Source organism: Asaia bogorensis NBRC 16594 (assembly GCF_001547995.1).
Classification (GTDB): domain Bacteria; phylum Pseudomonadota; class Alphaproteobacteria; order Acetobacterales; family Acetobacteraceae; genus Asaia; species Asaia bogorensis.
In genome coordinates, this window is record NZ_AP014690.1 from 1452645 (window position 1) to 1466933 (window position 14289).

The window sequence follows — 14289 nt, forward strand, 5'->3', positions numbered from 1 at the left end:
GAAACGTGCCAGGGCGGCCTTGGAAAAAGCCGCAATGTTCCCATGTTCAAGTTATGACGAGGCGAGAACTGCCTGAGAGGGGTTCTCGTTGTCGTAACCAGCCGCCTTTACGGGGCATAGGAGCATTGCGAAAACATGAATATTGAGAAATTTACCGAGCGTAGCCGCGGTTTTCTTCAGGCCGCTTCGACAATTGCACTGCGTGACTTCCACCAGCAGCTGACCCCCGAGCACCTTTTGAAAGCGTTGCTCGATGATCCTGAGGGCGCTGCCTCGGGCCTGATCCGCGCAGCCGGGGGTACACCCGAAACAGTCCGCAAGGCTAATGATGCCGCACTGGCTCGTGTTCCCAAGGTGCAGGGCGGCGGGGCTGGTCAGCCTCAGGCAACGCCTGACCTTGTGCGTGTACTCGATAGTGCTGAGCAGGATGCCCAGCGTGCCGGTGACAGCTTCGTTGCGCAGGATCGCCTGCTTGTGGCGCTTGCTGCCAGCAAGACTGGCGCTGGTCAGGCGCTGAGCGAAGGCAAGGCCGATGCGAAGGCCCTTGAGCGCGCGGTGGCGGAATTGCGCAAGGGACGCGTGGTCGATAGCGCCAACGCCGAGGCGGGCTTCGATGCCCTCAAGAAATATGCGCGGGATGTGACGGCCGTGGCCCAATCGGGCAAGCTCGATCCGGTGATCGGTCGTGACGAGGAGATCCGTCGCGCCATTCAGGTTCTGGCACGCCGCACCAAGAACAATCCTGTGCTGATTGGTGAGCCCGGCGTGGGCAAGACCGCCATCGTGGAAGGTTTGGCGCTGCGTATCGTCAATGGCGACGTGCCGGAAGCGCTGCGCAACAAGAAGCTGCTCTCGCTCGATATGGGTGCCCTGGTGGCTGGCGCGAAATATCGCGGTGAGTTCGAGGAGCGCCTGAAGGCTGTTCTCAAGGAAATCGAAAGCGCCGAGGGGCAGGTTATCCTGTTCATCGACGAGATGCACACGCTCGTGGGCGCGGGACGCTCCGATGGCGCAATGGATGCGTCGAACCTGATCAAGCCCGAACTGGCACGCGGCGTGCTGCATTGCATCGGTGCCACCACCCTCGACGAGTATCGCAAGTACATCGAAAAGGACGCGGCGCTGGCCCGTCGTTTTCAGCCGGTTTTTGTGGGTGAGCCCTCAGTTGCTGATACCATCTCGATCCTGCGTGGCATCAAGGAGAAATACGAGCTGCATCACGGTGTGCGTATCACCGATGGCGCACTCGTGGCTGCCGCGACGCTCTCCAATCGCTACATCACGGATCGGTTCCTGCCGGACAAGGCCATCGACCTTGTGGATGAGGCGGCAAGCCGTCTGCGCATGCAGATCGATAGCAAGCCCGAGGCGCTCGATGAACTCGACCGTCGTATCATCCAGCTCAAGATCGAGCGCGAGGCGATCCGCAAGGAAGAGGACAGCGCGAGCCGCGAGCGTCTGGTGAAGCTGGAAGCCGAGCTGGCCGACCTGCAGGAACAGTCGGACACCATGAGCGCTGCTTGGCATGCCGAAAAGGACCGGGTGAATGCAGTTCAGAAGCTCAAGGAGCAGCTTGATCAGGCGCGTTCGGATGTCGATATTGCCCAGCGCAAGGGCGATCTCGCCAAGGCGTCCGAGCTTATGTATGCGACGATCCCAGGCCTTGAGCGTCAGATCGAAGAAGCCCAACAGGTCGAACAGCAGGATGCTGCTCAGGCAGGATTGTTCAGCGAGGCTGTGACCGATCAGGGAATTGCCTCTGTCGTGTCGCGCTGGACAGGTGTGCCGGTGGACCGGATGCTGGAAGGTGAGCGCGCCAAGCTGGTGCGTATGGAGGACGAACTTCGTGAGCGCGTAGTCGGTCAGGAGCCTGCGCTCAAGGCGGTGTCCAACGCCGTGCGTCGTGCCCGTGCAGGTTTGCAGGATCCCAATCGCCCCATCGGTTCGTTCCTCTTCCTCGGTCCGACCGGCGTCGGCAAGACCGAACTGGCCAAGGCGCTGGCGCAGTTCCTGTTTGACGACGATCGCGCCATGCTGCGCGTGGATATGAGCGAGTTCATGGAGAAGCACGCCGTATCCCGTCTGGTGGGTGCGCCTCCCGGCTATGTCGGCTACGAAGAGGGTGGCGTGCTGACCGAGGCGGTCCGTCGCAGGCCGTATCAGGTCATCCTGTTCGACGAGGTCGAGAAGGCGCATGAGGATGTTTTCAACATCCTGCTGCAGGTGCTCGATGACGGCCGTCTGACGGACGGGCAGGGGCGTGTGGTGGATTTCCGCAACACGATCATCATCCTGACCTCCAATCTCGGCTCGGACATACTGGCGCAGCAGCCCGATGGGGAGAGCACGGACCTCGTACAGGCTCAGGTGATGGCGGTGGTGCGTAATCATTTCCGCCCTGAATTCCTGAATCGTCTGGACGAGATCGTTCTGTTCTCTCGTCTGCAGCGGGCGGATATGAACCGTATCGTCGCCATTCAGCTCAAGCGCCTGCGTGAGTTGCTGGCTGACCGTAAGATCACACTCGACCTCGATCAGGCAGCTGATAACTGGCTGGCAGAGTCCGGTTATGATCCGGTTTACGGCGCGCGCCCGCTCAAGCGCGTCATACAGCGCAGCCTGCAGAACACGCTGGCAGGGCTGCTCCTGGATGGGACGATCTTTGATGGTCAGACCGTGCATGTCTCGGCCAACGACAAGGGGCTGGTCATCAATGGCCAGCAGGCCGAGCTGAACTGATTGGCCGCAGGGCCATTGCCATGCCATAGGCCGGTTCATCCGGCGAGCGGCATGGCAAAGAAAGGCATCTGAAGTAAAGGGGGCGCACCTATGGCCGGGTGCGCCCCCTTTTTCGTTTGATAAACGCTGCCTGAGAGGGGCGTCGCTGTTATCCGGGCATACCTGTGCCACCAGTTAAGCCGTAGATCTGTCCGGTGATGTAACTTCCCTCCGTGGAGGCGAGCGTGACATAGACCGGTGCGATCTCCGCAGGCTGGCCCGGACGCCCCATGGGCACGGTGGTCCCGTATTTCTCGACGGCAGACATGGGCTGGCCGCCACAGACCTGAAGTGGTGTCCAGAAAGGTCCGGGCGCCACGGCATTGATGCGTATGCCCTTTGGCAGAAGCTGCTTGGCCAGAGATTTGGTCAGGTTGGCGATGCCAGCTTTTGTAAGGCTGTAATCAATGATGATTTCCGACGGATTATAGGCGTTGGAAGAAGCCGTGTTCACGATGGCGCTGCCCGGTGGCATATGCGGGATAGCGGCCTTGATGATCCAGAACAGCGCATAGAGATTGGTCTTGAGTGTCCAGTCGAATTCCTCGGTAGAGAGTTCAAGGATACTCTCATGGTAGTGCTGCCGACCGGCACAGTTCACCAGCGTATCAAGGCCGCCGAGTTGTGACGCAGCGTCCGACACAAGCTTCTGACAGAACGCTTCGTTGCGAATGTCGCCCGGCAGGGCAATGGCCTTGCGTCCTGCCTTGCGGATGAGGGCCACAACCTCGCGCGCGTCTTCTTCTTCCTGCGGGAGATAGTTGATCGCGATATTAGCCCCTTCCCGTGCGTAGGCAATGGCGATGGCGCGCCCAAGGCCTGAATCGCCGCCTGTGATCAGGGCACGGCGTCCAGTCATGCGGCCGCTGCCTTTGTAGCTTGTCTCTCCGCAATCCGGTTTGGGATGCATGCGCGATTGTAGGCCCGGCCATTCCTGGGGTTGGGACGCAAACGGGGCGTGGGGATAGAGTTTCTGCGGGTCGGCCAACGGTGCGGAGGCGGCAGGCGCATTTGGCGCAGCCTGCGCACGGCTTGACCCGGCAACCAGCCCTGCAAGACCAAGCGTTGCTCCTTGCATCATGCTGCGTCGGTTGGTGGCGGGGCTGGCCCCTTCAGGCGTGATGGTTCTGAGGGTTTTCTTGTCGATCGGATCGGTCATGGCGGCTTATCTCACTTGCGTCGGGGAAACGGTGCCGGTCAGCCGACACGGGATGAGAAGTCGCAAGACGGGTTTGGGTTGCTATGCAAAACGACCCCGAAGCTCTGACAGGCTTGCCGCACAGGGGGCGTGGCTGGGGCATTTCCGGTCCCGGGGTGGCTGGCGGCTGCCTGTCCGTTTGTCCGGTTCCAACGCCCTAGCCCTAGCCCCTTAGAGAGGCTATATTGGCCGCTTGTTGCGAGTAGGAGCGTCACGCCAGCATGTCCGAACAGATCCGTCCGACCGAGTTGCCCGAAAACCTCGATGACGAAGCCGATTATGGCGCCTCCTCGATCTCGGTTCTCAAGGGGCTCGATGCGGTACGTAAGCGCCCCGGTATGTATATCGGCGATACGGATGACGGGTCCGGCCTGCACCATATGGTGTTCGAGATTATCGATAACGCCGTGGACGAGGCTCAGGCTGGCCACGCGACACGGTGTATCTTGACACTCAACGGTGATGGTTCTGTCAGTGTCCGTGACAACGGGCGTGGAATCCCGACCGATCTGCATGAGGAAGAGGGCGTCAGCGCGGCAGAAGTGGTGCTGACAAAGCTTCATGCGGGCGGCAAGTTCAACCAGAATTCCTACAAGGTCTCCGGTGGTCTGCACGGCGTTGGCGCGGCCGTTGTCAATGCGCTGTCGGAATGGATGGAAGTCCGTATCTGGCGCAATGGCACCGAGCATTTCATCCGCTTCCAGCATGGCGAGCGTGACGACGCTTTGGCGGTGATCGGTGCCAGTGACGAGCCACGCGGCACGCTCGTGACGTTCAAGCCGAGCAAGCAGACTTTCACGAAGGTGGAATTCGAGTTTGCCATTCTCGAGCGTCGTATGCGCGAGCTGGCTTTCCTCAATTCCGGTCTCGAAATCGTCCTGCGGGACGAGCGTCATGCCGAAAACAAGGAGGTCGTCTTCTGCTATGAAGGCGGGCTAAGCGCGTTTGTCGAGTATCTCGATGCCAGCAAGACCTCGATCGTCACCCCGCCTATCGTCGGGTCGATCGATCACGCCGAGAGCGGCATCAAGGTCGAGTTCGCGCTGACATGGAATGACAGCTTCCATGAGACCATGCTGTGCTTCACCAACAACATTCCCCAGCGTGATGGGGGTACCCATCTTGCGGGGTTCCGTCAGGCGCTGACGCGTGTTGTCGGCAAGTATGCTGACACGGGGTCATCCAAGAATTCGGCATCGCTTACGGGCGAGGATATGCGCGAGGGCATGACGGCAGTGCTGTCGGTCAAGGTGCCCGATCCGAAATTCTCGTCCCAGACCAAAGACAAGCTGGTCTCTTCCGAGGTGCAGCCGGTTGTGCACGTCACGGCTGCTGATTCAATTGGGCACTGGTTCGAGACTCACCCGCGTGAAGCCAAGGCGGTCATTGCCAAGGTGAACGAGGCCGCCGCTGCGCGCGATGCTGCCCGTCGTGCCCGTGAACTGACGCGACGCAAAGGTGTGCTGGATGTCTCATCGCTGCCGGGCAAGCTGGCGGATTGTCAGGAGCGCGATGCCAGCAAGGCCGAATTGTTCATCGTCGAGGGTGACTCGGCAGGTGGAACGGCCAAGCAGGGGCGTGATCGTCGTTTCCAGGCGATCCTGCCGCTCAAGGGCAAGATCCTCAATGTCGAGCGTGCGCGTTTCGACCGTATGCTTGGCTCTGCCGAAGTCGGCACGCTGATCACGGCGCTGGGGACGGGCATTGGCCGTGGCGATGTGGAGCAGGGCGGCTTTTCCATCGACAAGCTGCGCTACCACAAGATCGTCATCATGACCGACGCCGACGTGGACGGTTCGCATATTCGCACCTTGCTGTTGACCTTCTTCTTCCGCCAGATGCCGGAGCTTATCGAGAAGGGTTATCTCTATATTGCCCAGCCACCGCTCTACCGTGCCAAGCGCGGCAATGAAGAGCGTTATCTCAAGGATGACGCCGCGCTGGAGCAGTATCTGCTCGACAAGGCGCTGAGCAACGCCACGCTTACTCTTGCCGGGGGCGAGGTGGTTGCCGGCGATGCGCTGATGGAGCGCGTCAAGGCCATGGGCCAGGTGGCCAAGACATTGACAGCCCTCGCGAGCAAGATTCCTGTGTGGGTGCTTGAGCAGGCCTATGTGGCCAAGGCTCTGTCACTGGGTCATGATCACGCTCAGGAGCGTGCGCCTGTATTGCAGGCTCGTCTCGATGCGGCATCGCCCGTCAACGAGCGCGGCTGGATGGTCGGTCCCACCGAGGAAGGTGGGTTGCGTCTGGCCCGCAGCGTGCGTGGCGTAGGCGAGGTTTATGCGCTTGATGCTGCCCTGCTGAAATCGGCAGAAGCACGCTGGCTGGCAGGTGAGGGCAGCCGCGTGGCCGATTATTTCGAAGGCCCGGTCAAGCTGTCGCTGGAAAGTCAGGGTGCCGAGCTTTCAGGTCCTGCAATGGTGTTCGACCGTGTTCTCCAGCAGGGGCGCAAGGGCCTTGCCATCAACCGCTTCAAGGGGTTGGGCGAGATGAACAATGAGCAGCTATGGGATACAACGCTCGACCCGGCCACGCGTATTCTCCTGCAGGTCAAGGTAGGAGATGTAGAAGATGCGGGTCAGGTGTTCTCGACGCTTATGGGCGACGTGGTTGAACCGCGACGCGACTTCATTGTTGGCAATGCCCAGAGGGTCGCCAACCTTGACGTTTAACTCCTTCGGCAGAGGGCTTGCCGCGACTGCGCTTGTCCTCGGTTTCTCGGGGCAGTCATTTGCAGCTGATGTGGGCGAGGCGATGCCCGCACGCGCTGCAGCCAATAGCGGACAGACCACGGCTGTCTATCGTGTCTATAACCATGGCTTGCATGTCGTCGACGCTACAGCCGATTACACGCTGACAGAGCTTGGATACGGGATCCGCACGACGCTTCATGCTGGTGGCCTGATGAGCTGGTTCATGCGCATGGACATTCAGAGCATGGCTCAGGGACATTTCGATCATTATTGGGTGCAGCCTGTGAGCTATGAAAGCACGGGCTTCTCGCGGGGCAAACATCGCAGCATCGTCCTGCACTTTGCCGATAATATGCCCCATGTGGTCACGCTCGATCCAAAGGAACCCGACAGGGAGGCCGTGCCGGAAGCTCAGTTGGGCCATGCGATGGACACACTCAGCGCCATGGCCCTTTTGCTGGAAAATGTGCGTCAGACCGGAAAATGTGATGGCAATGCGCAGGTGTTCGACGGGTTACGCCTGAGCGCCATGACGTCGCATGGTCCTTTCAAGGCAGATGTGCCGGGCAGTTTTGGTCAGAAGTTCAAGGGGCCTGCGTTGCGCTGCGATTTTGTTGGGCAGCAGGAAGCGGGATTTATCAAGGATTCCTCCCATCTCGAGGTCATGAAGGCGCCTCACCCCGGTGCTGCATGGTTCCAGGACATTCCCGGCGTTGGTCTGACGGCCGTTCGTGTCGAGTTCGAGCATCCCAAACTGGGACAGATGACAGCAGTGCTTGATCATGTTCCTGCCGTGCAGCCCTGAGGCAGGATGCTGAGACCCTGACGGCGGGCGAGGCTGCCATCACGCGCCGTCTATATCTTCGCGTCCGATTGATGCCTGTGACGATCAGTCGGGACGTGATAGATCATAGATCAGGCGAGGGAGCTCGGCGATACTTCCTGCGACAGCAGTGGCATGGGCGCTCATGCTCCGATCGCCGTAACCCCAGCTCGCGAAGAGCGAAGGCATGGGAACGCCCATCGCCGCCATGATATCATTCTGATGATCGCCGATCATGATGCCACGTGTTGGCTCGGCGTGAATCAGGCGCATCGTGTTGCGGATGTGGTCGGGGTCAGGTTTGCGTGTGGCGAAGCTGTCGCCGCCACCTATGGCATCGATCAGGGAGGCGACCCCGAGCTTTTCGAGAATTGTCTGTGCTGCCTTGACCGGTTTGTTGGTGCAGACGACGCACGCGATACCGCGCTCACGCAATGTTGTGAGCATGGCCTGCGTGTCGGGAAAGAGATGCGTCTTCTCGGTCGCCCTCGGCTCGTAAATTTCCAGAAAACGACGGGTGGCCTCATCGCGATCGATGCGTTTCTCGTCTCCCCCGTAAATCAGCAGTCGGTCGACCAGACGATGTGCCCCGTCTCCAATCATGCCCCGTACGTCTTCCTCAGTCGGGAGATGCAGATCGTAGGATTTCAGAAGGGCAATGCCGCTCTCTGCGAGATCGGGCAGGCTGTCAATCAGTGTGCCGTCGAGGTCGAATACGGCGGTCTTTATCTCGGTGCTCACGGTCGATTTTCCTCGTGATGAGGGAGGCTGCAATAAACAGCAATCCGAAGTGACGAAGCAGCCGTTTGACAGAGCCCTGTCGCGTTGGCTACGCCACGTAATGATATGACATCATTTTCCTTTTCCGACGGCCAGCCCGTCCACCATCACAAACCGACGACTGCCGTCATCCTCGCCGCAGGACTCGGCACGCGCATGCGTTCCGCGCTTCCCAAGGCGATGCACCCTCTCGGCGGCCGCCCCATGATCAGCCATCTCATCGAGACGGCAAGTGGCGTGTTCGAACGAATCGTCGTGGTGGTCGGCCCGGATATGCCATCCCTCGAAAAGGCCGCCGCGCCCTGGCCCTGCGTAGTGCAAGTCGAACGCCTGGGCACGGGCCATGCGGCCCGCATGGCTGAAGCGCTTTTCGGAGAGGGCGATGTCGCAATCCTTTACGCCGATAACCCGCTGATCACAGTGGATACGATGCGCGCGCTGCTCTCCACCCGGCGGGCTGAAGGGACATCGCTTGCCCTGCTTGCCATGCGCCCTGCCGATCCCGCTAGATACGGACGTGTTATCGTTGAAAACGGCTTCGTCAGAGAAGTCATCGAATTCAAGGATGCAGCCGAGGAACAGCGCGCCATTGGCCTATGCAATGCGGGCGTTCTCTGCGCGTCATCCGACGATTTGCGTCGCTGGCTTGGAGACGTGCGCAACGACAACGCACAAGGTGAATATTATCTGACCGACGTGGTGGCACTGGCGGCAAGCGAAGGCTTAGTGCGCCATGTCGAAGCCCCTGCTGAGGAACTGGCAGGAATCAATTCGCGGGCTGAACTGGCAACTGCGGAGGCGACGCTGCAAAAGCGCCTGCGTCTCTCAGCGCTCGAGGCGGGCGTCACCCTGATTGCACCGGAGACCGTGTTTTTCAGCGCGGACACCATCATCGAGCCTGATGTCGTTGTTGAACCCAATGTGGTTTTTGGCCCCGGGGTGACGGTGCGCAGTGGCGCGCGAATTCGCGCCTTCAGCCATCTGGAAGGATGCGTGGTGGGCGAGGAGGCCTTGATAGGTCCCTACGCCAGGCTCAGGCCCGGCACGATTTGTGGCAGGGCTTCCCATGTCGGCAATTTCGTCGAGCTCAAGGCAACAGAGCTTGGAGACGGCGCAAAAGCCAATCATCTGACCTATCTTGGAGATGCGCGTATCGGTCAGCGCACCAATGTCGGTGCCGGCACGATCACGTGCAATTACGACGGGGTGTTCAAACACCGTACGACGATTGGGAGCGACGTCTTCGTGGGGTCTGATTCCATTCTCGTGGCGCCCATATCCGTGGGTGACGGCGCCTTGCTGGCTGCTGGCAGCGTGCTGACCGAAGATGTGGAGCCAGGTGCGCTCGCCTTGGGGCGATCAAGGCAGATCAACAAGGCAATGCGTGGGCAGGCGATAGCCTCTGCCCTTCGTGCAAAGAAGGAGAATGGCTGATGTGCGGCATTTGTGGCGTTGTCGGCCATCAGAACGCGACACCCCTTGTTGTCGAGGCGCTGCGTCGCCTTGAATATCGCGGCTACGATTCAGCGGGTATTGCGAGTCTGGTAGACGGGCGTATCTCGCGCCGTCGCGCGGCGGGCAAGCTCGATAATCTGCAGGCGGTCCTGGATACGCAGCCGCTGGAGGGGATAACGGCAATCGGTCATACGCGTTGGGCCACCCACGGGCTGCCCAACGAGGCCAACGCCCATCCGCATGCCACTGATCGTGTGGCGATCGTGCATAACGGCATCATCGAGAATTACGAAGAGCTCAAGGCCGAGATGCTGGCGGTAGGGCGCCACTTCACTTCCGAGACGGACACGGAGTGTGTTGCCCAGCTGGTCGATTTCTATCTCGATCAGGGACTTTCCCCTCGCGAGGCCGCCAGCAAGACATTGGGGCGCCTTCAGGGCGCCTACGCGCTTGCCATGATCTTTGCCGGGCATGAGGGGCTCATGATCGGCGCCCGTCATGGGGCGCCCCTCGCCGTCGGCTTTGGTGAGGGCGAGATGTTTCTCGGTTCGGACAGCCTCGCTCTGGCACCACTCGCCCGCAAAATCGCCTATCTCGATGATGGCGACTGGTGCGTGCTCAGACCCGATCAGGTCGAGTTCTTCGACGCCGCCAACCAGCGCGTGCAGCGTCCCGTACAGACGATTGCCCTTATTGCAGGAACCGTCGGCAAGGATGGCTACCGCCATTATATGGAAAAGGAGCTGCACGAGCATCCGGTCGTGATCGGCCAGACGTTGCAGCGCATCATCGATCCGGTCACGCGCGAGATCAATCTGCCAGCTTTCCCTTTTGAGCTGGCTGAACTGCCGCGCGCCATCATCACCGCCTGTGGCTCGGCCTTCTATGCTGGTCTTGTCGCCCGTTACTGGCTTGAGGCCGAGGCGCGACTTCCGGTCGATATCGATGTGGCCTCCGAACTGCGCTATCGCAATCCGCCCCTGACCCCGCGTGGTATGGCGCTGATGATTTCCCAGTCTGGCGAGACGGCCGATACGCTTGCTGCCCTACGCAGCCTTCGCGAACGCGAGCAGCACATCGTCTCGATCCTCAATGTTGAGGGCAGTACGATGGGCCGTGAGAGCGACGTGGTTCTTGGCATGGTTGCAGGACCCGAAATCTCGGTCGCGAGCACTAAGGCCTTTACCGCGCAGCTCGCGGTGCTTGCCGTACTCACGATTGCCATTGCGCGGGCCCGTGAGACAATGTCGGAAAAGCGTGCGGGCGATTTGCTGGCCCATCTGCTCGACCTCCCTTCGCGTGCGTCAGAAGTGTTTTCCCGGGCGAGTGATATCCAGGACATGGCGGCCTCGGTGGCTGAGGCGCGCGATGTGCTCTATCTCGGGCGTGGGATCTGTTTCCCGGTCGCTCTGGAAGGGGCGCTGAAGCTCAAGGAGATTTCCTACATTCACGCCGAGGCGTATGCCGCGGGCGAGATGAAGCATGGACCGATCTCCCTTATCGACAAGGATGTGCCGATTGTGGTGATTGCGCCCTCGACGATCCTGTTCGACAAGACGCTCTCCAATATCCAGGAGGCCAAGGCCCGCGGTGGTCGTATCATGGCCTTTACGGATGAGAAGGGGGCTCAGCGCCTGAGCGGTATCGCAGAGCATATGGTGATCCTGCCTGAGGTCGATCCTTTCGTGGCACCGATCCTCTACACGATCCCGGTGCAGATGCTGGCCTATGAGGTGGCGTTGCGCCGCGGGACAGACGTGGACCAGCCGCGCAACCTCGCCAAATCCGTGACTGTGGAGTAGGCTTGCCAAAAAAATAGCCTGAGCTGCAGCGAGGAGCGTTCGACATGACTGGACCGGGACCGAAGGTGCTGATCAAGGGGGCAGGGGTTGCTGGTCTGGTCACCGCTGTCACGCTGGCAGAACGCGGGGCGCAGGTCACGCTGCATGAAGCGGGCTCCCGTATCGGTTCGGGCGCGTCCTGGTTCGCGGGCGGCATGCTTGCACCCTGGTGCGAGGCTGAGTCAGCGCCGGAAGAAGTGACCCGTGACTCGCTCAGTTCGCTTTCCTGGTGGTCTGCTCATGTGCCGTCTGTTCTGCAACAGGGCAGCCTCGTTGTAGCCCCCCCTCGCGATCAGGTGGAACTTGCCCGGTTCGGCAGAAGAACCAGCCATTTCGAGACGATAGATGCCGAGCGTATCGGCCAGCTCGAACCCGATCTGGCCGGGCGTTTTGATCGTGCGCTCTTCTTTGCCGAGGAAGGGCACGTTGACCCCCGGATCGCTCTGAAGGGGCTGGAAGCCCGTCTGGTGGAACTGGGCGGCCATTTCAGATTCGATGCGGATCCGATGGAAGAGACGTTCGACTGGGTGGTCGATTGTACAGGTATCGCAGCAAGGGAAAGTGTTGCCGGCTTGCGTGGGGTGAGGGGGGAGATGATTCTCGTTCGTTGCCCGGAAGTCACCCTTCACCGTCCGATCCGTATGCTTCATCCGCGCATACCCATCTATATCGTCCCGCGTGAAAACAAGGTCTTCATGGCGGGAGCGACGATGGTAGAGAGCGACGATACGCGCGAGATCACTGTCCGCGCCATGAGCGAATTGCTCAATGCGCTTTACACGCTTCATCCGGCTTTTGCCGAGGCTGAGATCATCGAGGCCAATACAGGCATACGACCTTCCTATGCCGATAATGTCCCAAGGGTGCACCGCGAGGGAAACAGGATTTCTCTGAATGGTATGTACCGTCATGGATTTCTGCTGTCCCCCGCCCGAGCTGCTGAAGTGGCTGCAATCGTGTTCCCCACGCCGGGTTGAGAGGTTCGCCCCGGCAGCTTAGGGTGGCCAGACCATAGTCAGTAATGTCCGAGCCGGTAGGAAACGACCACCTGTGCGAACCGGGACGGCCATGAACACCAGATAGTGCAGGAGACTCACCATGATGATTCTGGTGAACGACGAAACGAAGATCATCAAGAACCATTCGCTTGCGGATGTCCTTATCGAGCTCGGATATGGTGAGACGAAGGTTGCGACGGCTCTTGACGGGCAATTTGTTCCGCGATCCGCCCGTGCCTCACGTATTCTCAGCGAGGGATGCCGGCTGGAAATTCTCGCTCCCATGCAGGGAGGCTGAGCCATGCTGGCCTACGGCACGGAACTAAGTTCGCCGCTTATGCTGGGAACGGCACTGTATGACAGCCCAGCCATTCTGGCTGAGTCCGTTCGGGCGGCGCGGCCCGGTGCAGTAACCGTATCGCTGCGACGTGAGTCTGCTGGTTTGCAGGCAGGACAGGCTTTCTGGGAACTGGTCCGCAGCCTGAAGGTGCCCGTTCTGCCCAATACAGCAGGCTGCCACACGGTGCGCGAAGCCGTGACCACGGCCCAGATGGCGCGCGAGGTTTTCGAGACGGACTGGATCAAGCTGGAGGTGATCGGCCAGGGTGATCTGCTCCAGCCGGATGTGTTCTCGCTGGTTGAGGCGGCGCGCATACTGACGGAAGAGGGTTTCAAGGTCTTTCCTTACACCACCGAGGATCTGGTCGTGGCAGAGCGCCTGTTGCGGGCGGGTTGTGAATTGTTGATGCCCTGGGGTGCACCCATCGGGTCGGGCAGGGGGCTCAACAATCCCTTCGGGCTGCGTGCGCTTCGGGCGCATTTTCCCGATGTTCCGATGGTGATCGATGCTGGCATAGGCAGGCCTTCTCACGCCGTGATGGCGTTCGAGCTTGGATATGATGCGATCCTGATCAACACGGCAGTTGCCAAAGCGGGAGATCCTGTTGTCATGGCGGAGGCCTTCCGTCTGGCCTGCGACGTCGGATGTCTGTCCCGCAGGGCCGATCCAATGGACGAGCGTGACATGGCGGTTCCCTCAACACCAACTCTTGGCAAGGCGAATTTCTGACCATGACGTCACGACTTCCATCCCCGATTTACCCGGTCGTGGATCATCCGCGCTGGGTCGAAAGGCTGGGCGCAGCTGGTGCACGTTTCATTCAGCTTCGTCTCAAGAATCTGGATCCCGAGATCCTGCGAGCGCAGGTGATCGAGGCCCAGGAGGCGGCAACACGCCACAATGTCCGGCTTGTTCTGAACGATTACTGGCAACTCGCGATCGAACTTGGCATCGATTATATCCACATTGGGCAGGAAGATCTCGACACGGCCGATCTAGATCAGATCAGGGCTGCACGTATTGCCTTTGGCATCTCGACTCATTCGCATGAGGAACTGCAGCGGGCGCTTTCGGTCTCACCCGATTATGTAGCGCTCGGCCCCATCTGGGAGACGAAACTCAAGAAGATGATATGGGGCCCGCAGGGGGTGGAGAGGTTGCGTGAATGGCGCAAGATCATCGGCCCTGACATGCCGTTGGTTGCGATTGGTGGCATCACGCGCGAACGCGCTCCATCCTGCATCGCTGCCGGCGCAGATAGTGTTGCCGCAGTGTCGGACTTCATTGCCTCACCCGATCCTGAGGGACAGGTGAAGCATTGGCTTGAAGCCTGCCAGATCTGACTGAAACAAAAGAGTTCCACACCGTGAATCAGTAATA

At 60.2% G+C, this 14289-nt stretch carries 11 protein-coding genes; 9 read left to right on the top strand and 2 right to left on the bottom strand.

The features are described from left to right. Positions 1 to 135: 135 nt before the first annotated feature. Positions 136 to 2739, top strand: coding sequence for an ATP-dependent chaperone ClpB (gene clpB / locus Asbog_RS06450; RefSeq protein WP_062164501.1), 2604 nt, complete (start codon positions 136 to 138; stop codon positions 2737 to 2739). A 148-nt stretch (positions 2740 to 2887) separates the two neighbouring features. Here the strand turns inward: clpB and Asbog_RS06455 are convergent, their stop codons facing one another. Beyond that, positions 2888 to 3859, bottom strand: coding sequence for an SDR family oxidoreductase (locus Asbog_RS06455; protein ID WP_231944701.1), 972 nt, complete (start codon positions 3857 to 3859; stop codon positions 2888 to 2890). A 338-nt stretch (positions 3860 to 4197) separates the two neighbouring features. Here Asbog_RS06455 and gyrB point away from each other — a divergent pair, with 338 nt between their 5' ends. Then, positions 4198 to 6651, top strand: a complete 2454-nt coding sequence (gyrB, locus tag Asbog_RS06460) for a DNA topoisomerase (ATP-hydrolyzing) subunit B (protein WP_062164502.1) — start codon at positions 4198 to 4200, stop codon at positions 6649 to 6651. Further along, a complete protein-coding gene (locus Asbog_RS06465) occupies positions 6641 to 7477 on the top strand; it encodes a DUF3108 domain-containing protein (protein ID WP_231944671.1) in 837 nt (278 codons plus the stop codon). Before gyrB ends, Asbog_RS06465 begins: the two co-directional genes overlap by 11 nt. Positions 7478 to 7561: 84 nt before the next feature. Here Asbog_RS06465 and Asbog_RS06470 read toward each other — a convergent pair whose 3' ends face one another. Further along, positions 7562 to 8236 carry an HAD family hydrolase gene (locus Asbog_RS06470; protein ID WP_231944672.1) on the bottom strand — a complete coding sequence of 225 codons (675 nt, stop codon included), beginning with the start codon at positions 8234 to 8236 and terminating at the stop codon, positions 7562 to 7564. 105 nt (positions 8237 to 8341) lie between these two features. On the opposite strand from Asbog_RS06470, the gene glmU reads away from it, so the two are divergent. The 6 genes from glmU (at position 8342) to thiE (ending at position 14252) form a co-directional block, all read left to right on the top strand. Further along, entirely contained in the window at positions 8342 to 9709 is a 1368-nt protein-coding gene (gene glmU, locus Asbog_RS06475; protein WP_062164503.1) for a bifunctional UDP-N-acetylglucosamine diphosphorylase/glucosamine-1-phosphate N-acetyltransferase GlmU, read from the top strand. Beyond that, positions 9709 to 11532 carry a glutamine--fructose-6-phosphate transaminase (isomerizing) gene (glmS, locus tag Asbog_RS06480; RefSeq protein WP_062164504.1) on the top strand — a complete coding sequence of 608 codons (1824 nt, stop codon included), beginning with the start codon at positions 9709 to 9711 and terminating at the stop codon, positions 11530 to 11532. Before glmU ends, glmS begins: the two co-directional genes overlap by 1 nt. A gap of 44 nt (positions 11533 to 11576) precedes the next feature. Continuing rightward, on the top strand, positions 11577 to 12548 hold the full coding sequence (gene thiO, locus Asbog_RS06485) for a glycine oxidase ThiO (protein ID WP_062164505.1): 972 nt from the start codon (positions 11577 to 11579) through the stop codon (positions 12546 to 12548). Between the two features lie 121 nt (positions 12549 to 12669). After that, positions 12670 to 12867, top strand: coding sequence for a sulfur carrier protein ThiS (gene thiS, locus Asbog_RS06490; RefSeq protein ID WP_062164506.1), 198 nt, complete (start codon positions 12670 to 12672; stop codon positions 12865 to 12867). Between the two features lie 3 nt (positions 12868 to 12870). Continuing rightward, the gene (locus Asbog_RS06495; protein WP_062164507.1) at positions 12871 to 13638 is read left to right on the top strand and encodes a thiazole synthase; all 768 of its coding nucleotides are present in this window, start codon (positions 12871 to 12873) and stop codon (positions 13636 to 13638) included. A gap of 2 nt (positions 13639 to 13640) precedes the next feature. After that, positions 13641 to 14252, top strand: coding sequence for a thiamine phosphate synthase (gene thiE, locus Asbog_RS06500; RefSeq protein ID WP_062164508.1), 612 nt, complete (start codon positions 13641 to 13643; stop codon positions 14250 to 14252). Positions 14253 to 14289 lie beyond the last annotated feature (37 nt).

Excerpts from the sequence above, each read along its gene's own strand:
- clpB (WP_062164501.1), top strand. The coding sequence starts at position 136 with ATGAATATTGAGAAATTTACCGAGCGTAGCCGCGGTTTTCTTCAGGCC.
- Asbog_RS06455 (WP_231944701.1), bottom strand. The coding sequence starts at position 3,859 with ATGATGCAAGGAGCAACGCTTGGTCTTGCAGGGCTGGTTGCCGGGTCA.
- gyrB (WP_062164502.1), top strand. The coding sequence starts at position 4,198 with ATGTCCGAACAGATCCGTCCGACCGAGTTGCCCGAAAACCTCGATGAC.
- glmU (WP_062164503.1), top strand. The coding sequence starts at position 8,342 with ATGACATCATTTTCCTTTTCCGACGGCCAGCCCGTCCACCATCACAAA.
- glmS (WP_062164504.1), top strand. The coding sequence starts at position 9,709 with ATGTGCGGCATTTGTGGCGTTGTCGGCCATCAGAACGCGACACCCCTT.
- thiO (WP_062164505.1), top strand. The coding sequence starts at position 11,577 with ATGACTGGACCGGGACCGAAGGTGCTGATCAAGGGGGCAGGGGTTGCT.
- thiS (WP_062164506.1), top strand. The coding sequence starts at position 12,670 with ATGATGATTCTGGTGAACGACGAAACGAAGATCATCAAGAACCATTCG.
- Asbog_RS06495 (WP_062164507.1), top strand. The coding sequence starts at position 12,871 with ATGCTGGCCTACGGCACGGAACTAAGTTCGCCGCTTATGCTGGGAACG.
- thiE (WP_062164508.1), top strand. The coding sequence starts at position 13,641 with ATGACGTCACGACTTCCATCCCCGATTTACCCGGTCGTGGATCATCCG.